This is a genomic window from Streptosporangium sp. NPDC001681, assembly GCF_040298085.1.
GTDB lineage: Bacteria > Actinomycetota > Actinomycetes > Streptosporangiales > Streptosporangiaceae > Streptosporangium.
Map to the genome: position 1 here is coordinate 86751 of NZ_JBEOZN010000001.1, position 24109 is coordinate 110859.

Annotated in this window: 20 protein-coding genes; 9 read left to right on the forward strand and 11 right to left on the reverse strand. The window is 70.5% G+C overall.

What is annotated here, in order from left to right; translation table 11 throughout:
* Positions 1-197: 197 nt before the first annotated feature.
* Positions 198-1163: a 2-phospho-L-lactate transferase gene (gene cofD, locus ABT130_RS00355; RefSeq protein ID WP_350951611.1), complete on the forward strand. Its 966-nt coding sequence runs from the start codon at positions 198-200 to the stop codon at positions 1161-1163.
* A complete protein-coding gene (locus tag ABT130_RS00360) occupies positions 1160-2479 on the forward strand; it encodes a coenzyme F420-0:L-glutamate ligase (RefSeq protein ID WP_350951613.1) in 1320 nt (439 codons plus the stop codon). Before cofD ends, ABT130_RS00360 begins: the two co-directional genes overlap by 4 nt.
* Before the next feature lie 125 nt (positions 2480-2604).
* Here the strand turns inward: ABT130_RS00360 and ABT130_RS00365 are convergent, their stop codons facing one another.
* Positions 2605-3504, reverse strand: a complete 900-nt coding sequence (locus tag ABT130_RS00365; RefSeq protein ID WP_350951615.1) for a tetratricopeptide repeat protein — start codon at positions 3502-3504, stop codon at positions 2605-2607.
* Positions 3505-3648: 144 nt separating this feature from the next.
* Between ABT130_RS00365 and ABT130_RS00370 the strand changes: the two genes are divergently transcribed.
* The gene (locus ABT130_RS00370; RefSeq protein ID WP_350951617.1) at positions 3649-3981 is read left to right on the forward strand and encodes a hypothetical protein; all 333 of its coding nucleotides are present in this window, start codon (positions 3649-3651) and stop codon (positions 3979-3981) included.
* Here ABT130_RS00370 and ABT130_RS00375 read toward each other — a convergent pair.
* From ABT130_RS00375 to ABT130_RS00385, 3 genes are all read right to left on the reverse strand, one after another.
* Positions 3972-4226: a hypothetical protein gene (locus ABT130_RS00375; protein ID WP_350920770.1), complete on the reverse strand. Its 255-nt coding sequence runs from the start codon at positions 4224-4226 to the stop codon at positions 3972-3974. The genes ABT130_RS00370 and ABT130_RS00375 overlap by 10 nt on opposite strands.
* 278 nt (positions 4227-4504) lie before the next feature.
* Entirely contained in the window at positions 4505-6235 is a 1731-nt protein-coding gene (locus ABT130_RS00380; RefSeq protein WP_350951620.1) for a substrate-binding and VWA domain-containing protein, read from the reverse strand.
* A gap of 101 nt (positions 6236-6336) precedes the next feature.
* Positions 6337-8961 (reverse strand): bifunctional FO biosynthesis protein CofGH, encoded by a 2625-nt coding sequence (locus tag ABT130_RS00385; protein ID WP_350951622.1) that lies wholly within the window; start codon positions 8959-8961, stop codon positions 6337-6339.
* Positions 8962-9181: 220 nt separating this feature from the next.
* Between ABT130_RS00385 and ABT130_RS00390 the strand changes: the two genes are divergently transcribed.
* A complete protein-coding gene (locus tag ABT130_RS00390) occupies positions 9182-9382 on the forward strand; it encodes a hypothetical protein (protein WP_350920761.1) in 201 nt (66 codons plus the stop codon).
* Positions 9383-9473: 91 nt separating this feature from the next.
* Here the strand turns inward: ABT130_RS00390 and manB are convergent, their stop codons facing one another.
* From manB to ABT130_RS00410, 4 genes are all read right to left on the reverse strand, one after another.
* Entirely contained in the window at positions 9474-10553 is a 1080-nt protein-coding gene (gene manB, locus ABT130_RS00395; protein WP_451935140.1) for a mannose-1-phosphate guanylyltransferase, read from the reverse strand.
* Positions 10554-10585: 32 nt separating this feature from the next.
* A complete protein-coding gene (locus ABT130_RS00400) occupies positions 10586-11707 on the reverse strand; it encodes a glycosyltransferase family 4 protein (RefSeq protein WP_350951624.1) in 1122 nt (373 codons plus the stop codon).
* Between the two features lie 90 nt (positions 11708-11797).
* On the reverse strand, positions 11798-12766 hold the full coding sequence (locus ABT130_RS00405; protein ID WP_350951625.1) for a lysylphosphatidylglycerol synthase domain-containing protein: 969 nt from the start codon (positions 12764-12766) through the stop codon (positions 11798-11800).
* 7 nt (positions 12767-12773) lie between these two features.
* Complete coding sequence (locus ABT130_RS00410) at positions 12774-13613, reverse strand: class I SAM-dependent methyltransferase (protein ID WP_350951627.1); 840 nt, start codon at positions 13611-13613, stop codon at positions 12774-12776.
* A 180-nt stretch (positions 13614-13793) separates the two neighbouring features.
* Between ABT130_RS00410 and ABT130_RS00415 the strand changes: the two genes are divergently transcribed.
* Positions 13794-14759, forward strand: a complete 966-nt coding sequence (locus ABT130_RS00415) for a lysylphosphatidylglycerol synthase domain-containing protein (protein WP_350951628.1) — start codon at positions 13794-13796, stop codon at positions 14757-14759.
* 13 nt (positions 14760-14772) lie between these two features.
* Here ABT130_RS00415 and ABT130_RS00420 read toward each other — a convergent pair whose 3' ends face one another.
* Together ABT130_RS00420 and ABT130_RS00425 are read right to left on the reverse strand one after the other, a co-directional pair.
* The gene (locus ABT130_RS00420; RefSeq protein WP_350920743.1) at positions 14773-15843 is read right to left on the reverse strand and encodes a glycosyltransferase family 4 protein; all 1071 of its coding nucleotides are present in this window, start codon (positions 15841-15843) and stop codon (positions 14773-14775) included.
* Positions 15844-16737: a glycosyltransferase family 2 protein gene (locus ABT130_RS00425; RefSeq protein WP_350920740.1), complete on the reverse strand. Its 894-nt coding sequence runs from the start codon at positions 16735-16737 to the stop codon at positions 15844-15846. It lies immediately after the preceding gene.
* Positions 16738-17034: 297 nt separating this feature from the next.
* On the opposite strand from ABT130_RS00425, the gene ABT130_RS00430 reads away from it, so the two are divergent.
* Both ABT130_RS00430 and ABT130_RS00435 read left to right on the forward strand, forming a co-directional pair.
* Complete coding sequence (locus ABT130_RS00430) at positions 17035-17439, forward strand: hypothetical protein (RefSeq protein WP_350951630.1); 405 nt, start codon at positions 17035-17037, stop codon at positions 17437-17439.
* Positions 17432-17860, forward strand: coding sequence for a hypothetical protein (locus ABT130_RS00435; RefSeq protein ID WP_350951632.1), 429 nt, complete (start codon positions 17432-17434; stop codon positions 17858-17860). The genes ABT130_RS00430 and ABT130_RS00435 overlap by 8 nt, the downstream gene beginning before the upstream one ends.
* Positions 17861-18205: 345 nt before the next feature.
* On the opposite strand, the gene ABT130_RS00440 is transcribed toward ABT130_RS00435, so the two are convergent.
* Positions 18206-20398 (reverse strand): hypothetical protein, encoded by a 2193-nt coding sequence (locus ABT130_RS00440; RefSeq protein ID WP_350951634.1) that lies wholly within the window; start codon positions 20396-20398, stop codon positions 18206-18208.
* Between the two features lie 277 nt (positions 20399-20675).
* On the opposite strand from ABT130_RS00440, the gene ABT130_RS00445 reads away from it, so the two are divergent.
* Positions 20676-22136: a glycosyltransferase family protein gene (locus ABT130_RS00445; protein ID WP_350951636.1), complete on the forward strand. Its 1461-nt coding sequence runs from the start codon at positions 20676-20678 to the stop codon at positions 22134-22136.
* Between the two features lie 156 nt (positions 22137-22292).
* Positions 22293-23909 (forward strand): LCP family protein, encoded by a 1617-nt coding sequence (locus ABT130_RS00450; RefSeq protein WP_350951638.1) that lies wholly within the window; start codon positions 22293-22295, stop codon positions 23907-23909.
* The last annotated feature ends 200 nt before the right edge of the window (positions 23910-24109 follow it).

A 24109-nucleotide genomic window follows, 5' to 3' on the forward strand; every position in this document is an offset into this window, starting at 1 on the left:
ACTTTGCTGTTGGTAGTCCCAGGAAGCCCACCAACCTCGTAAGTGCTCCATTGCACCTTATATGTCCATAATTCGGGCATCAGGCTAGGTGATTCTGCCAGCACGGACAGCCCTCATAACGATCATGAAAAGACTGCGTCCCCCCTCTCCCGGCACCCCGCCGACATCCGTAACGACCTAGTGGAACACTGGACGGCATGCGCATCGTGTCCCTCGCCGGCGGAATCGGTGGTGCCCGCTTCCTGCGGGGTCTGCTCACCGCCGCCCCCGACTCCGAGATCACCGTCATCGGCAACACCGGTGACGACATCAGTCTCTACGGCCTGCGGGTCTGCCCCGACCTCGATACCGTGATGTACACCCTGGGCGGCGGCATCGACGAGGAACAGGGCTGGGGACGACGGCAGGAGTCGCACGTCGTCAAGGAGGAACTGGCCGCCTACGGCGTCGAGCCGCAGTGGTTCGGCCTCGGCGACCGCGACTTCGCCACCCACATCGTGCGCACCCAGATGCTCGACGCCGGATACCCGCTGTCGGCGGTCACCGAGGCACTGTGCCAGCGCTGGCAGCCGGGCGTGCGCCTGATCCCGATGAGCGACGACCGGACCGAGACCCACGTGGTCATCACCGACGAGCAGGGCCGCCGCGCCATCCACTTCCAGGAGTGGTGGGTGCGGCTGCGTGCCTCGGTTCCCGCCGAGCAGATCATCCTGGTCGGCGCCGACCAGGCCTCCCCCGCCCCCGGCGTGCTGGAGGCCATCGCCGCCGCCGACGTCGTCATCCTCCCGCCGTCCAACCCGGTCGTCAGCATCGGCACGATCCTGCAGATCAAGGGCATCCGAGAGGCCCTGGAGAGCAAGACGGTCATCGGCGTCTCCCCCATCGTCGGCGGCGCCCCGGTCCGCGGCATGGCCGACGCCTGCCTGACCGCGATCGGCGTGCAGACCACCGCGCAGGCGGTCCTGGAGCTGTACGGGTCGCCGCTGATGAACGGCTGGCTGGTCGCGGAGGAGGACGCCGGAGTGGCCCTCGCCGGCGTCGACGTCGAGGCCCGCCCGCTGATCATGCACGATGTCGAGGCCACCGCCGCCATCGCCCGCGCGGCCCTGGACATGGCCACCCGGCTCGCGCCCTCCGCCACTCGCGAGGAGGGTTCGCGATGAGCCGGATCAGGCGCGGGCAGTGGAATCCCGCCGACGTCAGGGTGGAGATCTTTGCCGTTCCCGGCATACCCGAGGTCCACGAGGGCGACGACGTCGGGGAGCTGGTCGTCACGGCTCTGCCCGACCTGCGTGACGGCGACATCCTCGTGGTCACCTCCAAGATCTCAAGCAAGGCCGAAGGCCGGGTCCTGCACGGTGTGCCCCGTGCCGAGGCGGTCGGCGCGGAGACCAGGCGGGTGGTCGCCCGCAGGGGCGAGACCGTGATCGCCGAGACGAGGCACGGCTTCGTCATGGCCGCCGCCGGGGTCGATGCCTCCAACACCCGACCGGACACGGTGGTCCTGCTGCCCGTCGACCCGGACGCCTCCGCCTCGGCCATCAGGGCGCGCGTCGCGGAACTGCTCGGCGTGTCGGTCGGTGTGATCATCTCCGACACCTTCGGCCGCCCGTGGCGCAACGGCCAGACCGACATGGCCGTCGGCGTCGCCGGGGTGACCCCCTCTCTCGACTACCGGGGCATGTCCGACGACTACGGCAACGCGCTCGAGGTCACCCTGACCGCCGTCGCCGACGAGTTCGCCGCGGCCGGAGACCTGGTCAAGGGGAAGGTCGCGCAGACCCCGGTGGCGGTGATCAGAGGCATGGCCGAGTACACCACCGAGGACGACGGGCCGGGCATCCGCGAGCTGGTCCGCCTGTCCGCCGACGACATGTTCCGGTACGGCTCGCGCGACGTGGTCTTCGCCCGCAGAACCATCCGGGAGTTCTCCGCGGAACCCGTGGACGGCGCCAAGGTCCGCATGGCCGTCGACGCCGCGATCGCCGCGCCCGCCCCGCACCACACGACCCCGTGGCGGTTCGTCCTGCTGGAGTCGGCGGAGGCCCGGGAGAAGCTGCTCGACGCCATGCGCGAGGCCTGGATCGCCGACCTGCGCGGCGACGGTTTTTCTGAGGAGTCGATCGCCAGGCGGGTCAGGCGGGGCGACGTGCTGCGCGCGGCCCCGTACCTGGTGGTGCCCTGCCTGGTCATGGACGGCTCGCACACCTACCGCGACGACCGGCGCAACACCGCCGAGCGGGAGATGTTCGTGGTCGCGGCCGGCGCGGGGGTGCAGAACCTCCTCGTCCAGCTCGCGGTGGAGGGGCTGGGCTCCGCGTGGGTCTCCTCCACCATGTTCTGCCGCGACGTCGTCCGCGAGGTCCTCGACCTGCCCGCCGGCTGGGACCCGATGGGGACCGTCGCCATCGGCCACCCCGCTGCCCCCCCGAGGGACCGCGCCCCCAGGCAGGCGTCCGACTTCATCGTCGTCCGCTAGGCCCGGCTTCCGCACGCGACACGAACCGGACTCGGAGCGGTTATCAGCGACTCCGGTTCGGGTTGCGGCGCCGCCGCGCGTGCGGGAAACGGAATCGGCGCGTCCGGGGGCCTCGGCCGATCCGCTCAGCCGTCCGCGCCTCCGTCGAGCTCCATCGCCCGATTTATATCGACGAGCGATTCCTCGTAACGGCCCAGGGACCGCAGCACCTCGCCCCTGCGGACGTAGGCCCAGGTGTATTCGGGGTCGATCTCGATCGCCCTGGTGAGATCGGCCATCGCCTCCTCGTCCCGGTGCAGCTTGTGCAGAATCGCCCCGCGGCTCCCCAGAGCACGCTCGTTGTCGGGCTCCAGCTGAAGGGCGTGATTCAGGTCGCCGAGCCCTTCATTTATCTTGTCCATCATGCGATACGTCTCACCGCGTGAGACGAGTGCCCAGACGTTGTTCGGCTCCATGCTCAGCGCGTGGGAGAAATCCGTGATCGCGTCGTCATAGCGGTTCACCTCGTAATAGAGGTCGCCGCGAGCGTTGTACAGGTCGGTGTCCTCCGGGGCGAGCATCATGGCCCGGATCAGATCGGTCTCCGCGTCGTCGTACCGCTCGACCTTGCGCAGCAGGCCCGCCCGCTCGCTGAGGAGCCAGACCTCGTCCGGAGTCAGCTCAATCGCACGGTTGTAGTCGGCCAGCGCCTCCCCGAACCGGCCGAGCGCCTCATACGCCTGCCCCCGGCTGCCGATCGCGTACGTGTACTCCGGGTCGATCTCGATCGCGCGGTCGAAGTCGGCGACGGCCTCCTGGAACCGGCCCGTCCTGCGGTACAACTCACCCCGCCTGCCCCACACGATGTCGTTGCCGGGATCAAGCCGGAGCACCTCGGTCAGATCTGCGATCGCCTCATCGAAGCGCTTCATCATCGAATACGTCTTGGCACGTTCGATGAGCAGTCCACACCGCTGCGGGCCGCCCTCCCGCGCACCGGCTTCCAAACTTTCCTCGCCTGCCACGCCCACCTCTTCTTCAGCCATCTGAACGATCTTAGGTATGGCCATCTCGAAATGGCACCACATTTCCCATCATGAATTAATGATCGTGGGCATCGTGGTCTTTCTCCCCTCGGGACGCGCCTCCCGGCGGACGCTGATCCTGTCGGCCCATCCCGAGGGAAGGCCATGACCAGCGCGACCGGCCCTCACGAGCAGGTCCGGGGAAAGAGCGGGCCGGGCGAGGCGGCCCCTGACGGTTCGCCCGGCGGAAAGAGCGAGGTGGCGACGCGGCTTCGCGTCCCGTACGTCATCGCGCATGCCGGCGAGGCGCTGCCGCACCCCCTGCTGTTCGTACGCAGGCCGTTCACCACTCCACGACTCGCCTACGTCACCCCACACCCCGGAGATCGGGCCGACAACGGGGAGCGGCCGGGCGCCCGGCCATCACAGGAGCCGGCATCGTTTCCGGTCACCGCGAGGATCCGGGGCCCAACCTGGGATTCGGAGGCTCAGCCGTAGCGGATCACGTTCACGACCACCGCGAACAGGATGAGCGCGCCCAGGCCGACCACGATCATGCGGCGGACCGCCTTCCAGGCCGCCGACTTGGCGTCAGGGATCTTCGATGCGGCCTCGGCGGCCGCTTCGACCGCCTTGCCCCATCCCGCCCAGGTGTCCATCGTCCGCTGGAAACGCCGTCCGACGGCGAACACGATCGTGGCCACTACGACAAGGGCCAGGATCCGGCCGTTCGAGCTGTCCACGTCGCACTCCTACCGGGGGGAAGCAGGATCCTCGTCGCTGCCGGCATGCGGGGGCTGTCAGAGTTGCGAGATGGCGAACACGATCGTGGCGATCACGATGAGCGCCATGATCCGGCTGTCGGCACTTTCCATCGATGTACCCCTACCTGGAGAGAAGCAGGATTTCGTCACTAAGAGTAGGCCAATGACTACTGAAATTCCAGACGCCTTCCCCGATCTCCTCGCTGGAACGATCCAGGGCTCCGGCCGGAGCGGCCGCCCGCCCCGGCGGCAGGTGGTCACGGGGCCTTGGCGCAGGTGGGGTGACAGAGACGGCGGGCCAGGGCGGACAGGAAGACGTCGATGATCTCTTCTGGGCGCTGGGCGACGTGCAGGGAGCCGTTGGTGACCGAGGTGATCTGGGTGAGGGCGGCACGGTCGAGGTCGGTGCCGAAGGCGAGGACGACGATCTGGACGGGTCGCGCGGGGTTCCACTCACCGCGGAGCCTCTCCACCAGCTTGGCGCCGGAGATGCCCTTGCCGTCGTCCTTGCCCGCCGTGATGACGAGCAGGGTGTTGTTCATGGTCTCGTCGTAGGACTCGGTCAGCGCGCGGAACCCGGCGATGATCGAGTCGTACAGGGCGCTGGGCTCCTTCGGGTCGGCGCGCAGGGTCCGGGTCAGCTCCTCCAGGCGGCTGCGCCGGATGACCTGGCCGTCGTCGGGCTCGGTGATCGGGCCGAGGCGCACCCGCTCGCGCTGGTCCTCGCCCTTGGCCGAGGAGAACTCCCACATGCCCATGTGCGTGGAGCCGGGAAAGAGCTGCAGGCCGAGCCTGGCGGCGTCAAGGGCGACGGTCAGCCGGGTCTTCCCCTGCTGCCCGTTGATCGGCCCGGCCATGTGCTTGCCGCTGTCCGCCAGGACCAGGATGTTGGTCGGCGGGGCGAGCCTGCTCCACGCCGCCAGCGCCTCGTCGATCATGCCGGGCAGGATGGTCGGGCGGGTGCGGGGCGCCTCGGTGGGAATCTCGGGACCGGGTGAGTACGGCCCCAGGGAGCCGTCGGGCGAGCGGAAGCCCGCCCTGCGGGCCGCCTCCTGGGTCTCGGGGGAGCGCAGCCAGGCGGCGAAGGCCCTCGACCCGCTCGCCTTCGCCTCGTCGGAGGAGGTGACCACGTACGGGTAGTCGAGGTTGATGGTCCCCTCACGGGGGTGCAGGGCGGTCACCGGGTCGTCCGACGGCCGGCGGTTGTGCTCCCAGACCGACTGCTCGGGAACGATCACCACGGGGCGCTGCCAGAAGGAGCGGTCGTCGACGGCGGCGAGCATGGTCCGGTAGTCGGGCGCCGCCCCCGCCTGCGCCCAGCGGACGAACGCGGTGAGCGCGCGGTCGGCCTCGGCGCCGCTGCCGACCACGTCCCTGGCCGCGGCCACGGTGGCGATTCCGGCACCCGCGAGCGACGGGTCGGGGACGCGGACCACGTCGGGCTCGTTCTCGGTCGGCTGGATCCGGCCACGGGTGGTCGCGGGGAAGACCATCCGCCAGTTCATGTCGGTCTTACCGACCGCGAAACGCCGGGCCAGGGACTTACGGGTGGCGAAGACCAGGGGCGAGGTCGCCATGACGGTCTCGGTGCCGGCCAGGTTCGCGGCCCCCTGCTTGCGGGCGAGCCGGATCCAGGCCGAGGAGTCGGAGATCCAGCCGTCCGGGCGCTCGCTGAGCACCCCCGCGGTGCCGCCGAGCAGGGTGCGCAGCACCGTGGCGGGCGGCTGCTCGGTCACCTGCACCAGCACGCACCGGCCGTCGACGCCCGCCCCGCTCCGGTTGAACCGCCCCGCCGCCTCCATGATGGTCGGGGCGATGTCGACGGCGGCGGCGACCCCGACCAGCACCGGGTCGCGGGCCGAGCACGAACCCCCCGCCTGGTCGAGCACCAGGACGGCGCTCCCCGCCAGGGCGACCGCTATCGCGACCGCCGCCAGCGACAGGCGCAGCAGGACCTGACGCCGACGCCGCTCAGCGCCGACGGCCACACGGTGTCGACCGGAGGAGGGCACACGGAGACCTCTCGCTAGAGGAGAAAGACGATTGTGTCAATGAACCCCTCACGGAGGGCAAGCAAATATAGAACTTGTTATAACTTTGTCGACGCCTCCAGCGGGAGCAGTGGAAGGGCGTTGGGGCGGACGCTCCGGCAGACCCCGTCGCTCGCCCTGGCCGCGGCCAGCCGCTCGGCGTCGGGCACGCCGTAGGAGGTGGTCCGCTGCCGGATCGGCCGCCCGGTCGGGGCGACCATGGCCTCGATCTCGCTGATCGTCTTGAAGGAGCCGTTCTCCGACCCGGCCATCCTGCTGATCGTCTCCTCCATCAGCGTGCCGCCGAGGTCGTTGACCCCGCCCATGAGCACCTCGCGGCAGAGCCCGTCCTGGAGCTTCACCCAGGAGCACTGGATGTTGGCGATCGCGCCGTGCAGCAGGACGCGGGCCAGCGCGTGCACCGCCCGGTTCTCCCGCGCCGTCGGCCCCGGGCGGGCGATCCCCGCCAGGTAGATGGGCGCGCTGTGGTGGACGAACGGCAGCAGCACGAACTCGGAGAACCCACCGGTCTCCTCCTGCATGCGGCGGATCAGCCGGATGTGCTGCACCCAGTGCGCGTGGTTGTCGACGTGGCCGTACATCATCGTGGAGGTCGTCGGAATGCCGACCCGGTGCGCGGTGGAGATGACCTCGACCCACTCGGCGGTGGGCAGCTTGCCCTTGGTCAGCACCCAGCGGACGTCGTCGTCGAGGATCTCCGCCGCGGTACCCGGCAGCGAGTCGACGCCCGCCTCCCTGGCGGCGACCAGCCAGTCCTCGATGGACAGGTTGGTGCGGCTGGCCCCGTTGATGACCTCCATCGGCGAGAACGCGTGGACGTGCATCTGGGGCACCCTGGCCTTGACCGCCTTGGCGATGTCGAAGTACGCGGTGCCGGGCAGGTCGGGGTGGATGCCCCCCTGCATGCACACCTCGGTCGCCCCTGCCTGCCATCCTTCCCAGGCGCGGTCGGCGACCTGCTCCAGCGAGAGGGTGTAGGCGTCGGCATCGGTGCGGCGCTGCGCGAAGGCGCAGAAGCGGCAGCCCGTGTAGCAGACGTTCGTGAAGTTGATGTTCCTGTTCACCACGTAGGTGACGTCGTCACCGACCGCCTCCCTGCGCAGGCCGTCGGCGATCCGGCAGAGCTCGTCCAGCGCGGCGTCGTCGGCGCCGGCGCCCGACGGGTCTCCGGCGAGGTCGAGGAGGACGAGCGCCTGGGCGTCGCTCAGCCCCGCCGGGTCGCGTTCGGCCTGCCGCAGCGCCTCCCGCACATCGCCCCTGACGGCGCCGCTCCCGGCGGCGCCCTCCGCGACGGGCAGACGCTCCCGCAGAGCCTCCCAGTCTCCGTAGACGTGGTCGAAGTCGTCACGACGGTCGGCGGTACGGCCCTCGGTGTCGACCGCCGTGTGCAGGTCGACGCGGCCCAGGGAGACGAAGCCCCCATCGGGCTCCTGCCAGGGGCGGCCGGTCACGACCGCGTCCTCGCGGGCGAGGCCGGTGCCGGGGTCCGCCAGGGCGGCCACGTGCGCGTTGAGCCTCGGGTCCAGCCAGGGCTCCCCCGCCAGCACGAACTCGGGATAGATGGTCAGCCGCTCGCGCAGCGTGAACCCGGCGGCGGCGGTGCGGGCGGCGAGGTCGTCGATCTGCGGCCAGGGGCGCTCGGGGTTGACATGGTCGGGTGTCAACGGCGAGACGCCGCCCCAGTCGTCGATGCCCGCCCTGATCATCAGCTCGTACTCGGAGTCGACCAGGTTCGGCGGGGCCTGCACCCTCATCTTCGGTCCCAGCACCAGCCGGGTCACCGCGATGGTGGCGGCCAGTTCCTGCAGGTCCGCGTCGGGCATGCCGCGCATCGCGGTGTCCGGCTTGGCGCGGAAGTTCTGGACGATGATCTCCTGGATGCCGCCGTACTCGCGCGCCACCTTGCGCAGCGCGAACAGCGACTCGGCGCGCTCGGCGACCGTCTCCCCGATGCCGATGAGGATGCCGCTGGTGAACGGCACGTTCGTCCGCCCGGCGTCCTCCAGCACGCGCAGCCGCACGGCGGGGTCCTTGTCGGGTGAGCCGTAGTGCGGCTGCCCCTTCTCCTCGAAGAGCCGCCGCGAGGTCGTCTCCAGCATCATGCCCATGGAGGGCGCGACCGGCTTGAGGCGCTGCAGGTCCCGCCAGGTCATGACGCCCGGGTTCAGGTGCGGCAGCAGCCCGGTCTCCTCAAGCACCCGCACGGCCATCGCGCGGACATAGGAGAGCGTGTCGTCGTAGCCGTGCGCGTCCAGCCACTCGCGGGCCTGGTGCCAGCGGTCCTCCGGCCGGTCCCCCAGGGTGAACAACGCTTCCTTGCATCCCATGGCCGCGCCCTGCGCGGCGATCTCCAGCACCTCGTCCGGGCTCAGGAACAGGCTCTCCAGCTTGTGCGGGGCGGTGGCGAACGTGCAGTATCCGCAGCGGTCCCGGCAGAGCCTCGTCAGGGGGATGAAGACCTTGCGGCTGTAGGTGATGATCCCCTGTCGTCCGACCGCCTCCAGACCCGCGTCCCTGACCCTCCCGGCGTGGTCAAGGAGGGTCTCCAAATGTGCGTCCCGGGCGTGCAACAGGGTTGTGGCCTCGGCGATATCAAGAGTTTTGCCATCGCGTGCCCTGGCCAGAGCCCGGCGCATCGCGTTGTCGGTGGGGTTGGGACTCATGACGTCACAGTACGGCGCGACGCTCACCTGCCCTGCGGCGGGTACCGGACCTCGATCCGATACTTCAGATTCGCTAAAGACTCGCTGCAAGCAGGTCTCGATAGACATAAATGCTTGCATATACATAAATTAGACATGTCAGCCGGACCCTTCGCAGCCACGAAGATCCCCGGCCCTCCTCCGAGGCACCCACCTCGGACCCCACCCCCAGGAGCCGAAAATGTTCTGGTTTCTCCTCGCCCTTGTCGCCGTCGCCGTCCTCGCCCCGCTGGTGGGCGCCGACACCCGTGACAGCCTCGACTGGCATCACCGGGAACCCTCCCCCGACGAGGGGGCGCTCAGCACGACCACCGGTCACGCGCGGGCGGCCGCGGCCCGCGAGCGGATGGCCGCGCACCGCCCGACCCCGGCGGCCGGCTGACCCTGCGCTTGGAAAGCCCCACCGGACGCGGCCCGTGCCGGACCGCGACCGATCCACCACGATCTCCCCGCACACCGTACGGCGGGGCCGGTCAGATGTCGCTGGAGAAGCGGATCGCGGACTCGGGGAGCACCACACCGGGCCAGACCCGGCTGCCCGCGAGCAGTTCGTTCCCGGGACCGACCACGGCGCCGTCGCCGACGACCACATCCCTCAGGACCGCTCCACAGTCGACACGCGCGCCGATGCCGATCACCGAGTCGACCACGACCGCGCCCGAGTGCACGATGCAGTCGTCTCCGAGCACGCTGCCACCGACCTGCGCCCCCGACTCCACGATCGCGCGGGCGCCGATCACGGAACCGCCGGAGACCTTGGCCTCGGGCGAGATCATGGCGCCGGGCAGGGCGAGGAAGTCACCGGTGGGACCTGGCAGCGCGGGCGAGACGAGCCGGCCGAGGACCAGGTCGCGGGAGCCCTGCACGAAGGCGGCGGGCGTGCCCACGTCGAGCCAGTAGGACGCGTCGGCGTAGCCGAGCACCAGGGCGCCGTCCTCGATCAGGCCGGGGAAGGTCTCGCGCTCGACCGAGACGACCTGCCCCTCCGGGATCGTGTCGATCACCGAGCGGGTGAAGACGTAACATCCGGCGTTGATCCGGTTGGTGACCGGGTTCGGGGTCTTCTCCAGGAAGGCGGTCACCCTCCCGTCGTCGTCGGTCGGCACGCAGCCGAAGCGCGAGGGGTCGTCCACCTCGGTCAGGTGCAGGGTGAGGGCGGCCCCCCGCGCGACATGCGTCGCGACCTGGTCGCCGATGTCGTGCCCGGACAGGATGTCGCCGTTCAGCACCAGCACCGGATCGTCGGGGCCGCAGGTCAGCGCCTTGGCGGCATTGCGGATGGCCCCGCCGGTGCCGAGCGGCTCCTCCTCCGTCATGTACTCGAGTTCGAGGCCGAACGCCTCGCCGTTCCCGAACGCCTCGGAGAACATCTCCGCCCGGTAGGAGGTGGCGAACACGATGCGTCGCACGCCGAAGGCCCTGGCGCGGGCGAGCTGGTGGGACAGGAAGGGAACTCCCGCCGTGGGCAGAAGGGGTTTCGGGGTGTCCAGCGTCAACGGACGCAGGCGCGTCCCTCGTCCACCGACAAGGAGAATCGCCTCTAGGTCCGGCAAAGGGGTCTCCATCATTCCGCGAGGTTAACTCACTACTCGGCCGCGCGCTGGTAAGAGAGCAGGTGTGCCTCGGCCGAGGCGTCCCAGGTGAACTCCTTGGCACGGGCGATACCCGCCGCGGACAGCACGTCCCTGCGCTCGGGTGAGGAGAGCAGCGTGCGCAGCGCCGCGGCGATGCTCTCGGCGTCCGGCTCGGTGTAGGCGACCGCGTCGCCCCCCACCTCCGGCAGCGAGGTGCGGTGCGTGGTGAGCACCGGTGCGCCGCAGGCCATGGCCTCCAGCACCGGCAGCCCGAAGCCCTCACCCCGCGAGGGAAAGGCCGCGATCACCGCCCCGCCGAGGAAACCGCACAGGTCGGCGAAGGACAGGAAGCCGGGACGGAGCACCCGCACCGTCGAGGGGACCTGCTCCACCGCGGCGTCCACCTCGACGTCGCGGACGCCCCCGGCGAGCACCAGGGCGGGCGGGTGGGAGACGTCCTCGACGGCGCGCACGAAGCCGCGGATCAGGTTCGGCACGTTCTTGCGGGGCTCCAGCGGGCCGAGGAAGGCCACGTAGGGGGTGCCGTGCAGGCCGAGCCGGTCGGAGGCGTGCTTGACCTCGCGCTCGGACGGCGGATGGAACAGCGCCGGATCGACACCGTGGTAGGCGACGTCGATGCGGGTCGGGTCGGCCGAGAGCAACCTGATCAGCTCGTCCCTGGTCGCCTTGGAGGGCACGATCACCCGGGTGGCGTGCCGGACCGCCGTGCGGGTCGCCGCGCGGAAGAACGCCGCCTTGACCGCGTCGTGCTGCAGGGGCTCGGTGAAGCAGGTGAGATCGTGCACCGTCGCCACGGTCGGCAGGCCCGAGCTCAGCGGAATCGAGTAGTAGGGGGCGTGGATGACCTGGGCGGCGACCTGCCGGGCGAGGAAGGGCAGCCCCGTCTGCTCCCAGGTCAGGCGGGCGGCCCTGTTGGTGATCCCGTGAGGCCCCGGCACGATCCGCGCGGAGGGCGCCAGCCCGGCATATCGGGCGGCGTCGGCGCGCTGGCAGACGACCACGAGATCAGCGCCCGCCCTGTCCAGCGCGGCGACGAGTCCATCGACGTACCTGATCAGCGCACCGCGATCGGCCGGAACCGCGGCCGCGTCGACGAGCACTCTAGGCGTCAAGAAGGATCGCTCCCCTCATGATTCACGTGGGACGGCCGTCCCCTTCCTCCGTTCACTCTATTGCCAGAGTCTCCGAAATCATGGGGGAAATCACACGGCTTTTCCCGAAGCGTGGTCCTTATTGGAAACCGTGGCGCGGCGCGCGGCCAGACCCGCGAAACCCGCGCAGACGAGATCGCCAAGAATGATCACGATCCGGGAGCAGAGCGCCGCCGCTATGGCCGACCCCCCGTCCAGGACAGGCGCCAGGACGGCCACCATGGCCACCTCCCGCACGCCCGCCCCCGCTGGGACGACGAACGTCATGATCCCCAGGCACCACGACAGGGCGAACGCGCCGATGGAGAACAGGACCGCGGAGAACCCGGAGGGTCCGAGGTCGTGCACGATCGCCGCCAGGTGCAGCCCGTACGCGATCCAGCCGCCCAGTGCCCAGCCCAGCGCGGTGAGCATGCCCCTGCGGGTGAGGGGACGCTCCAGCGGCTCGCGCCTCAGCTTGCGCAGCCCGAACCCGAGGACCGCGTTGACCACCCTCGGTTCGAAGGCCACCGCGAGCACGGGGATCAGCAGGAACGCCCAGGCGTACGGCGCGGCCGCCCCCGGCTGGGCCGCCAGCAGCGTCACCCCCGAGACCACCAGGCCGCTGCCGAGCTGCACCGGCAGCGTCAGGAAGAACGCCGCCGCACTGCGCGATCGGGGAACGCCCAGCTCCCGCCCCATCTCCATCTGAGCGATCACCGGCCAGAGCGAGCCGGGGATGTACTTGCCGAGCTGGCCCACGAAGAAGACCCTCGCCCCCGCGCGCAGCGGCAGCGGCGAGCCCAGGTCGGCCAGCAGCGCCCGCCATGTCATCATCCCGCCGCACAGCGCGGCGAGCACCGCCACCAGCGACGACACGAGCGACAGCACGGACAGCCGGGCGAACCCCGCGCGGATGTCGTCCCACTGGCCCAGCACCACCCAGGTGCCGAACCCGAGCGCGAGGAGCAGGAAGGCGACGCGGGCCAGCCGTCTCAGGGTGGACGCGCCGGACCGGACGGCTCCTTCGTCCTCGCTCACCGCAGGCTCACAGGGGCCGTACCGGCTCGGGCGGCTGCGGCAGCGTCCGCCCGGCCGGGCGGCGCTCACCCCTGGTCGCCACCCACAGGTAGGTGGGCACCACGGGCAGCAGGGCACGCAGCACCGGGCGGGGCAGCCGCGACAGCACGCCACCGGCCACCCGCCCCGCCACACCGCCGAAGAGCTCGTCGCCCGCGAACGCCGCCGGGGTGGCGAGCACGGGGAAGGTGTAGTCCCACACCCGCAGGCCGCGCACCATCTTGCGCAGGCCGCGCCGGGTGCGATAGCGCTCGTAGTAGCTGTCGGCCCGGCCGAAGAGCCGCACGTAGCGGTCGGCCGGCGCGGGCGGCAGGTACGACAGGAACGGCAGCTTGTAGTGCGGCTCCATCACGCCGAGCCGGTTGCCCAGCCCGAGATAGAGGACACCGTCCGCGGAGAGCACCCGGCGCATCTCGGCCATGATCGCGTCCGGGTCGACCACGTGCTCGTAGATGTGGTTGAAGACCAGTACGTCGATCGAACCGTCGGGGAAGGGCAGCGCGGTGCCGTCGGCGCAGACGAACTCGACCCGCTCGCCGAACCGCTGGGCCGCCTTGCGCAGGCCCGGCACGTCGATGTCGACGCCGAACGTCCGGCTCGCGCCCGCCGCGGCCAGCTCGTCGGCGATGAACCCCGCCGAGCAGCCGATGTCGGCGACGGTCAGACCGGCGAGAACGTCCTCTTCCCTGCCGAGAAAGTGCCCGAGCACCGCGACGATCTTCGCGGCCTTCCTGCGGCGCTTCTCCTCGTCCAGCATCGCCGCCTGGAACTCGGAGTACTCAAGCTGCGCGACCCGCTCGGCGCTCATCACTCGCTCACCGCTCCTCTTCTCCCCTTCGCGTGATGCCGGTTCGTGTGATGCCGGGACTTCCCCTCCGGATGGCACCGGACCGCGCACGACGCCCGCGGGCGCTCCACCACGCCGCCCAAGAGTACCGGTGACCGGTGACCCTACCGCCGAGTAAGGAGAGCGTCGTACCCTTGGCGGATGCTCAGCCGACTGCGGTCAAGCCGCCTGCTCCGGGTGCTGCTCGCGCTGGTCGCGGTGGGCTTCCTCGGCTACGGCCTGGCCAGGAACCGCGACGAGACCGTGGCCGCGATCTCGCAGCTCTCCTGGTGGTCGCTCGCCGGGTCCTACCTGTCGGTGATGGCCGGGATCGGGCTCATGGTGCTGGCCTGGCGGGCGCTGCTGGCCGGAATGGGCTCCCCGCTGCCCCTCGGGATCACCGCGAGGATCTTCTTCATCGGCCAGCTCGGCAAGTACGTGCCGGGCAGCGTCTGGGCGTACGCCGCGATGATCGAGCTCGGCCGCGACCACCGCGTCCCGCCCCGGCGCATGTTCGGCTCCATCACCCTGTCGGTGCTGGTCTCCCTCGGCTGCGCCCTCGTCGTGGCGGCGGTGACCCTGCGCGAGACCATGACCCAGGCGTGGTACCTGCTGGCACTGATCCCCGTCATCGCCGTCTGCCTGCACCCCGGAGTGCTCACCTTCGGCCTCAACCTGGCCATGCGGATCGCCCGCCAGGAACCGATCGGACAGGGCCGGCTGCTCAGCGGCCGTGCCGTGCTCACCGCGGTGGCCCTCACCGTGGCCGGCTGGCTGACCTACGGCCCCCACCTGCTGCTCCCCATGGCGGACCTGGGCGCCTCCGGCGATTCCCTGTACCTGGTGGCGACCGGCGCGTACGCGCTGGCCTGGGCGACGGGCATCCTCACCGTGGTCGTCCCCGCCGGGATCGGCGTCCGCGAGGGGGCGATGGTGCTCGCCCTGGCTCCGGTGCTCGACTCCCCCAGGGCGCTGGTGGCCGCGGTGGTGTCCAGGGTGATGTTCACCCTCGCCGACGTGAGCTGGGCTGGGATCGGCTTCCTGTGGGGCAGGGCCCTTGGCCCCGCCGGGGAGCCCGGCCGGCAGGCAGGCCCCGAGCCCGTGGCGACACGGGAGGGTACCGCCTGAGACCCGGTCCGGCTCAGCGCGAGACCAGTGCCTCGAGGTAGGCGGTCCAGTACGGCTCGGGGTCGACCGCCTTGACCCCGGCGCGGAGCCGCTCGGGCTCGCCCGGGCGGTAGAACGCGGCCAGCGCGGCGCGCAACTCCTCCACCGAACCCGGCTCGACCAGCAGCCCGTCCACCCCGTCGGTGACGTGGTCGCCGAGCGTGCCCGCCCGGCTGGCGATCACCGGCACCCCGTGCTCGTGGCCGAACCACACCTGTTGGCTGGCCGTCCCGCTCCGGTAGGGCAGCACCAGCGCGTCCACGTCCGCGAACAGCTCGGGCACGTCCGCCGCCGGCACGTAGCCCGGTCGCAGCTCCACCCGTCCGGTCAGCCCGAGCTCGGCGACCAGCGCCCTCGTCGCCTCCTCCTGGCCACCCCAGAACTCCCCGGCCACCCGCAGCGACACGCCCTCGGGCAGCGCCCGGACGAGCAGGTCAAGCCCCTTGTACGGCCGGACGAGGCCGAAGAACAGCAGCCGGTCGTGCACGCCCTCCGCCGGGCCGCGCCCCGCGTTTCCCGATGGCAGATGCGGGGCCATCTCGGCCACCCGCACGGGCGCGGCGGTCAGCTCGCGGGCCTGCGCGGCCTGCCGCTCGGAGTGCACGAGCACCGCGTCCACCCTGCGCAGCAGCGCCTTCATCAGCGGTGTGTCGTACGGCTTGCGCTCGTGCGGCAGGACGTTGTGGCAGAGCGCCACGACCCGGGTCCTGCGCCCCAGGCCGGAGAGGACGCCCAGGTAGGGCGGGACCTGCACCGGGCTGAGGACGGCGAGGACGACCAGGTCGACGCTCCGCAGCCGTCGTCCGGCGCGGACCCAGCCGTCCGGTCGGCGCCAGTCGAGGTCGCGCCGGACGTGCGGGAACGGCTCGCCGTCGGGGACGTCGACGGTCTGCTGTCCCGGATACAGGAAGGAGGGGTACTGCGCCCGCCACGACTCGATCACCACGTCGTGCCCGGCCGCTCTCAGCCGGTGGGCCAGCTCCGTGGTGTGCGCGGCGCCGCCGCCCTTGTAGGGGTACGTCGGCCCGACGACGGCGATCCGCATCTACTCGCTCCTGGAACGCACGATGAGGTCGGCCAGCAGCGCCAGCGAGCCGATGAGCAGGCCGGAGATGAAGATCACAATGGTGTTGCTGGTCAGGTAGAACCCGTAGCGGACGATGTCGACGACGCCCTTGACCAGGCCGATGCCGACCAGCCAGAGCGCGGGCGGCATGAGGACCTTGAGCGGGTTGAAGTACATGACCATCCGCAGCACCTGCAGGATGTAGCGGTAGGCGTCGGAGACGAAGCTGAACTTCGACTTGCCGGCCCGCTTGCTGTAGCCGATCGGCAGGTAGTAGACGTCGTGCTGGTTCGACAGGAACGACAGCGTGATCGTGGTGACGCAGGAGAAGCCGGGCGGCAGCAGCCGCAGGTAGGGCTTGGCGACCGACTTGCGGAACGCCCGCAGCCCGCTGTTGAGGTCGGGGATCTTCTGCCCGGCCAGCCGCTCGGCCACCTTGCGGATGAACCACTTGGCCGGGACCCGGAGGAACTTGTGGGAGCCCTCCTCGCTGGTCCGCGCCCCCACGACCTGGTCGATCGTCGCGTCCTTCTCCAGGATCTGGACGAGCTCGGGGATGCGCTCGTTCGGGTAGGTCATGTCGGCGTCGGTCCACACGACGATCTCGCCGCGCGCCTCCTGGGTGCCGATCCTGCGCACCGTGCCGGAGCCGCCGTTGCGGTGGAAGGCCCTGATCCGCATGTTCGGAAACCTCGGCGCGGCCTCTTCGAGCCTGGCCAGGGTCTCGTCCGTGGAGAAGTCGTCGACCGCCACGAGCTCGTAGGTGTATCCGCTGTGGTCCATCGCCTCGCAGATGCGCTCGACCTCGGCGATGACGTGGTCCTGCTCGTTGTAACAGGGCAGGACGATGGTCACGTACGGTGTTGCGTCCACAGCTGATCCACTCTCAGGCTCTCGGGCATGCTCTCCGACGGGCGAGGATACTCTGCCCAGCCACGAGCCGAGCGCACATCACATTCCCTGAACGGCTTTCCAGCCGTGTCGACCGCCATCTCGGGGATGCGGAACCCACGGCGACGAGAGGGAGAGCTGGCCGAAGGAGCGATGAGGACTCCAGGTCATCGTTTCGGACGCGAAGCCACCAGGGAAATCCTCTACAGACCAGCCGTTAATCACTTAAAGTGTTGTCCTGATCACACTTGATGTGATCAAGCCCTACCATCCACGACCATGCGATGGTTTGGGCGACGCAAGAAGATCGCCAACGATGAAGTCCTCACCGAATACGGGGACCGGGAGCGGCCGGTCAGAGGCAAGCCGTTCAAGGACCGTCCCGTCAAGCCACATATCAAGAACGCGGTCTCGCTCATGCGGGGTCAACTTCCCGTGGACCAGGCCGTCGCCAACTTCCCCAACCGCCGAGCCGTCGCCCGCAAAGGCGAGGGAGTGCGGTACACCACAGCGGGACGCCTTCGTGAGGCAAAATTTCGCGTCGAATACACTCCAAACGAGTGGAATCAGGTACACGTCTCTGTCGAAAATCTAGACGCGAAGCGGGAATGGACTGATGATGACAGTGCCCGCTTCAACGAATGCTTCGGCGAGCCGGTGTGGAAGGAGGACGACGATGAGTGACCAGATCCATCTGCGGATCGGCGCCGAACCGTGGCTGCCAGCAGACACGGCGAAGATCGACAAGGTCCTGAACCACTACGACGTTCCGCTTGCCGGGATCATCCAGCAGCACAGGAAGTACTACCTCTTCGAGTGCCTGGACGGCCACGGAAGCAACTCGAACCTCTGGGCCTACGCCGAGATCACCCGAGGCGAGCGGCGAGAGATACTGAAGGCACGAGGAGCCTCCGAGCTGCAGAAACTGTTCACCGGGATTCTTAGGTCAAGATCCTTCACTGCGGCAGTGGCCATCGACCACGGGCTTGAGATGGCCGCGATCGTAGAGCATCAGCGCGACCGCGCTCCGGTGAAAGCGGCGACGACGGCCATCAACCGCAAGGCGGACTCCGTCCGCGCCATCGACCTACTCGCCGCCTGTTGACCAGGACGACAAGGCCGAGACCTCGTCGTCCTCGCTCACTCCTCGGACGGCCCCTTCCCCACCGCCACGTCGGCGGTACGTGCCGTGTTGATTGTTCCGGCATACGAGCTTCCGCCCCGGCAAAGACCTTCGCATTCAACACACCGCTCGCCGCAATAACCCGATATTTACATATCCCGACACAAACACCTGAGCTTTGATCACTGGCAACAGAGCGGGTTCCTCGGACTCACCTGGCGATCCGAGCGGGCCGGGTCACATCGGGAAGTACCGCTAGGCCAACCAGATTCGGAGAGGGAGTGCCCACAACGCTTCTCACCGGGGTGGCCGGGATGGCAGGGTCATTCAGGCTTTCCGCTCCCCGCGTGGCACCGTCATCCAGACGTCGGCGGCCAGGGACCAGGTGCCGTTAGGGGGGTCGACGAGGGAGCGCTCGTCCTGGCGGGTGCGGAGGTTCATGATGTGGACGGGGGTGCCGTACCCGGAGACCTGGCGGGCCTCGGCGGCCAGCAGGACCGGGACGCGACCGGCCGCGCGGATCCGGCTGACCAGCCGTCTGACGTCGCTCGTCCGAGGAACGTTGGTGCGGTAGAGAGTGACCCGGGCGGCGGGCAGGCCGCAGCTGCTCCGGACGAGCTGGGTGAAGCGGGCGGCGGTGACGCGCTCGACGACGAGCACCGAGGCGCGCGCGGGCAGGGCCGCGCACAGCGCCTCGACCGCGGCGCGCTCGCCGCGCTCGATCGGGTCGAAGGCGGTCCCCGCCGAGACGAACGCCACGGGGACGAGGAGGAGGACCGCGCCGGCGGTGGCGAGCCCCCTTCGGACAGGCGGGCGGTACCCGAACCCGCGCCCCCGGTCCCGCACCCAGCCGAGGCCCCAGACGGCCAGCAGGATCAGGCCGGGGATGACGACGGGGACCAGCCGCCGGGCGGCCCACGGCTGGTCGGGAGTGATCCCGGGGCGGTAGAGCGTGGTGACCGTGGTCCAGGCGATGACGGCCAGTGGCAGCAGCCACTCCGGAGCCGTCCCCCGCACCAGCCTGCGCGCGAGCAGCGCCGCGGCGAGGGTGGCCAGGAGCACCGCGGGAAGCCCGACGTACCAGATCACCCAGTACGCCGAGTTCTCGTAGTAGAGCCGGGAGCCGTCGATCGGCAGGCCGTTGACCCGCTGGACCCCGACGATGAAGTCGGCGGTCAGCCGGTCCTCGGTGGTGGCGGGTGGCCGGATCACGGTCTGCAACCAGGGCCGGGCCGCGAAGGCCGCCCCGACCAGCACGACCAGGCCGCCGGCGATCTCGGGCAGCCTCGGCATCCGGGCGGCACGCCGCAGCGGCGCCGCGAGCCGGGGAGCGAGCGCCGCCATCGCGACGGTGAGCACCACGACCACGCCGCAGATGGCCAGCAGCGGGATGAGCGAGCCCGACAGGTATTTCAGGTAGGGGCGGGAGAGCAGATAGGCGGCGGCGAAGCCCAGCCCGGCCCCCACCGCCAGCCCGCCGAGCAGTGGCACGCCCAGCCGTCCTCCGTCGCGGTTCCCGGCCCGGCGGACGGCGATGAGCAGCCCGGCGTAGGCGAGCACGGGAAGCACGTCGCGCAGCCCGTCGATCCTGACCATGACGGCCAGCCCGGACACCAGCCCCGCCAGGGCGGCCCCGGTCCGCGCGGCGCGGATCACCGCCGGGCCGGTGTCTGAGGGATCGGGCAGCCGATGGCCGGCACCGGAGGCGCCGGAACCGCCCGGCGGCTCGGGTGGCGGGGAGGCGGTGACACCGGAGCGGAGCCTGGCCTCGGCGTCGTACAGCAGGGCGAGGCCGCCGAAGAGCAGGATCAGGGACGGGATCTCGCTGAAGGTGGTCCGCGAGGTGTAGAGGATCGGCAGGCTGACGGCGAAGACCAGGGCGGCGAGAGGCGCCCAGCGGGCCCCGACGAGCCGGGCGACGACCCCGGCGAGCACCAGCACCGCCGCCGCCCCCAGCACCGGCGGCACCAGCAGCAGCCCGGCGACGTCACCGAGCCAGGCGCCCACCGCGTGGAGCATCGGCGCCCCCGGCATGAACTGCGGCACGACCGCGCCGTCGAAGCCGTAGAAGCCCACGCTGTCGAAGTGGAGCGCCGGGTCGAGGCCGCCGAAGGCCTGCTCCTGGAAGGGCACGGGCAGCGAGCCGTGCCTGGCCAGCCAGATGCCGTACTGCGCGTAGGTGGCGGGGTCGCGTCGGACGATCAGCTGCTCGCTGCGGAACAGGCCGTTGAAGACTCCCGAGGCCAGTGCGACCGCGATCACCCCGGTGACCTGCCACGCTGTCGCCGGGATGGTCTCCGGCAGGCGCCGCAGACCGTACCGGCAGAGCAGCGCGGCGGCCAGCAGGCCCAGCGGGACCGCGGCGAGCGGCCGGAACCAGCCGAGCAGCAGCAGCGGCAGCCCGGCCAGCAGCCAGCCCGCCAGGACGAGCGCGGGCACGACCGAGACCACGGCGAGCACCTTGCCCGCCGAGGGGCCCGCCGAGGGCCTGCGCGTACGATCCAGCCAGCCGGTGGTCATGACACGACCCGAGCGTACTGGCAACCGAGACCCGCGCCGGGCACGGGCACGCGGGACGGCGGTGCCGTGCCGCCCGGCGTCCCACCTGGCGCGGAAGCCGGTAGCGTACGCGCAGCGCGTCAGAAGGGGGAAGAGTGGTCGGGTGGGCGGGGCTGCGGCATCACCGGTCCCTGGGGACGGTGACCACGCGTGTCGGCCGGATTCGGCGACCCGCGATCTCGCGCGGCGGCCCCGGCGGGGCCGCGACCGGAACCCGGCCGGGATTCGTGACCACCGCATGAGCGACGGCGGCTCCCCCGCCCCTCGCGGGTTCCCGAAACGTCGCCGGCTCCCCGGCCGGCGGCGGTTCCCAGACCGCCGCCGGTTCTCCGAGCACCGCTGGTTCCTGCTCGTGCTGGGCGTGGGGGTCGCGCTGCGGGTGATCGCCATGCTCGGCTACCGGCCCGCGCTCTGGTTCCCCGACTCCTACACCTACGTCGTCACCGCGTTGAAGCCCCGGCCCGACCTGGTCCGCCCGGCCGGATACCCGATGTTCCTGCGACTGCTCGAACCGTTCCACGACTTCGCCTTCGTCGCGCTGGCCCAGCACCTGCTGGGGCTGGGTGCCGGCGTGCTGGTCTATCTCACCGCGCGGCGGCTGGGAGCGCCCACCTGGGCCGCGACGCTCGCGTCCGTCCCCTCCCTGCTGGACGCCTACCAGATCGAGCTGGAACATCTGCTGGTCTCCGACACCCTGTTCACGGTCCTGGTCCTCTCCGCGGTCTGCCTGGCCGTGCGCCGATCCGTCGGATGGCGTACCGCGTGCGGGATCGGGCTGCTGCTCGCGGCGGCCACGCTGACCAGAACCGTCGGGCTGCCGCTGGTCGCGCTCTTCGCGGGCTGGCTGATCTTCAAGCAGCGGGGCCGGGTGGCCGCGGCGGGGGTGATGATCGCCGCCGCCACGGTGCCGATCCTCGGGTACGGGGCCTGGTTCTACGCGACGTACCAGCGGATCGGCATCGTGGGCGCGAACGGGGTCTTCCTCTACGCCAAGACGATGACCTTCGCCGACTGCGACGTGATGCGCCCGCCACCGGACCTGGCGGTGCTCTGCGACCCCCGCCCGCCCGCCCTGCGCCCGCCCGCGCAGGAGTACGTCTGGGCGCAGGACTCACCGCTGGTCAAGCTGCCCGGCATCACCTTCAGCCGCGGGAACGACGCGCTGGCCGGACGGTTCGCGTCGCTGGCGATCCGGAGCCAGCCGCTGGACTACCTGGGCTCGGTCGCCTCGGAGCTGGCCCGCTCGTTCACGGTGGACCGCCCGGTCTACCCGGATCAGGAGATCTACGACTACTACCTGTTCCCCGCGACGCCGCCCGCGCCGCCCGGACGCTACCCGGCGACCGTGGGCGCCCAGGCCGCGGAGCGCTACCAGCGTGGTCCGATCACCACCCGGATCGTCGAACCGTACGCGGGCTGGATCCGTGCCTACCAGGGAGTCGCCGGACTGCCCGGCGCGGCGGTGCTGGTGATCCTGCTGCTGCCGCCCGCGGCGGCGTGCGTCCGGCGGTTCCGCCCGGACACCACGGCGTGGGTGCTGCCCTGGTCGGTGGCGGTGGTGCTGCTCGCGATGCCGCCCGCGGTGGCGGAGTTCGACTACCGGTACGTCCTGCCGGCCGTACCCGCCGCCTGCCTCGCGGCGGCACTGGCCGTGCGTAAACCTAATTTCAGTAACATTCCACTAAATGTCCGCATTTGAGTATGCTGGCCGCCGGATCATCACGGCGCTGGCAGGGGGCGGTCTTGGCCAAGTTCGCATCATCACGTCTCCTGGCGCGCCCCTCGTGATCTACTCTCTGGGCGCGATGAGCGAGCTGCGCGAGAACCGGACGATGCCGCCAAGCAGGGGAATCGGATGAGCGACCACCGGCAGGCTTCCGTGAGAGACCAGCGGACGGCACCCGCCTCCCACGGCCGCAGAGGGGCCCGGCGCGCGGGCGGGGAGGGCCCTCCCCCCGAGCAGCCTCCGGCGGCCCCTCCACCGCAGCCGAAGGATGCTCCGCCGAAGGGTAGGGGCCGCAAGCAGAGGCGGCTCAGCATCGGCGCCTGGTCCGGCATCGCGGCGACCGGCCTGCTGGTGCTCAGCACCCTGGGCGGCTACAAGGTCTACCGGGACACGCTCGGCGAGGTCGAGACGGTCAACCTGACCGGCAAGCTGGGCAACAACCGGCCGGCCGCGGTCAAAGGCGCGCTCAACGTGCTGATCGTGGGCTCCGACACCCGCGAGGGCGACAACCTGAAGTACGGCCAGAAGATGGCCGACGCGGGCAAGCGCACCGACACGATCATCCTCATGCACATCGCGCCCGACCGCGACAAGGCGACGTTCGTCAGCTTCCCCCGCGACTCGGTGGTCGCCATGCCCGCCTGCACGTCGGAGACCGGCGCGCCGGTGGCGGCCCGCACCGAGATGATCAATGCCGCCTACAACGAGGGCGGCATCACCTGCACGATCTCCACCCTCGAATCGCTCACCGACATCCGGATCGACCACTTCGTCGAGGTCGACTTCACCGGTTTCAAGAACATCGTGAACGCCCTCGGCGGCGTCCGGATCTGCCTGACCAAGCCGGTCGACGACAAGAAGTCCAAGCTCACCCTCCCGGCCGGCTGGCACCTGCTGGCCGGCGAGAAGGCACTGGGCTACGTCCGGCTGCGCAACTACGGCGACGGCAGCGACATCGGCCGGATCAAGCGCCAGCAGGTCTTCCTCAGCCAGGTGGTCAAGAAGGCCACCAGCAGCGAGCTGCTGACCGACCCCTTCAAACTGCAGAACTTCATCAAGGTCGCCGCCCAGTCCGTCCGGATGGACGAGGACCTCGCGAAGGACACCGGCACCCTGCTCCAGATCGGGCAGAGCGCCCAGAAGCTGACCGCGAGCGGCGTCAAGCTGATCACCGTCCCGTGGGGCCCGCACCCGGACGACCCGAACCGGGTCGCCTGGCTGCAGCCGTACGCGGACCAGCTCTTCGCCGCGATCAAGAGCGACACCGAGGTCACCCCGCCCCCGGACACCAAGGTCAAGACCGTCAACCGCGAGCAGGTCAGGCTCCAGGTGTTCAACGGCACGGACACCCCGGGCCGGGCCAAGCAGGTGGCCGACGAGCTGGCGGAGCAGGGTTTCGTGGTCACCCACGTCGGCAACGCCCGCCCGGCGACCGGCAACGTGTCCACCACCACGGTGCGCTACGCCAAGAAGGACACCGAGGACGGCCCCGCCTACGGCGACGCGGTGGCCGCCAGGCTCTCCGGCGACAAGCGCACCCCGGCCGCGGGCAAGGTCAAGCCGGTCACCACCGAAAAGTACACGCCGCCCACGGCCCCCAAACCCACCCCCGGCGCCAAGGCCCCGACCGGACCGGTCATCCAGCTGATCATCGGTGCCGACTGGCCGGGGGTCCGGGCCCTTCCCAAGATCCCGGACGCCCTCACGGACAAGGTCGTCGACAGCAAGACCAACCCCTGCACCTGACCCTCTCGCCCGGTACACGGCCGGGCGAGGGCGTCCGGGCGGAGCACCGTGCCCGGACGCCCCTGCCCAACCTCGTGACCGGATCTCGTGACCGGGCATCGTGACCGGGCCGAGCGGCGAGGCCACGGCGTCCGGACGACCGGGTGTCACGGCGCAGCCCGGCGAACCGGACATCCAACACCGGGCAACGGAGCGCCATC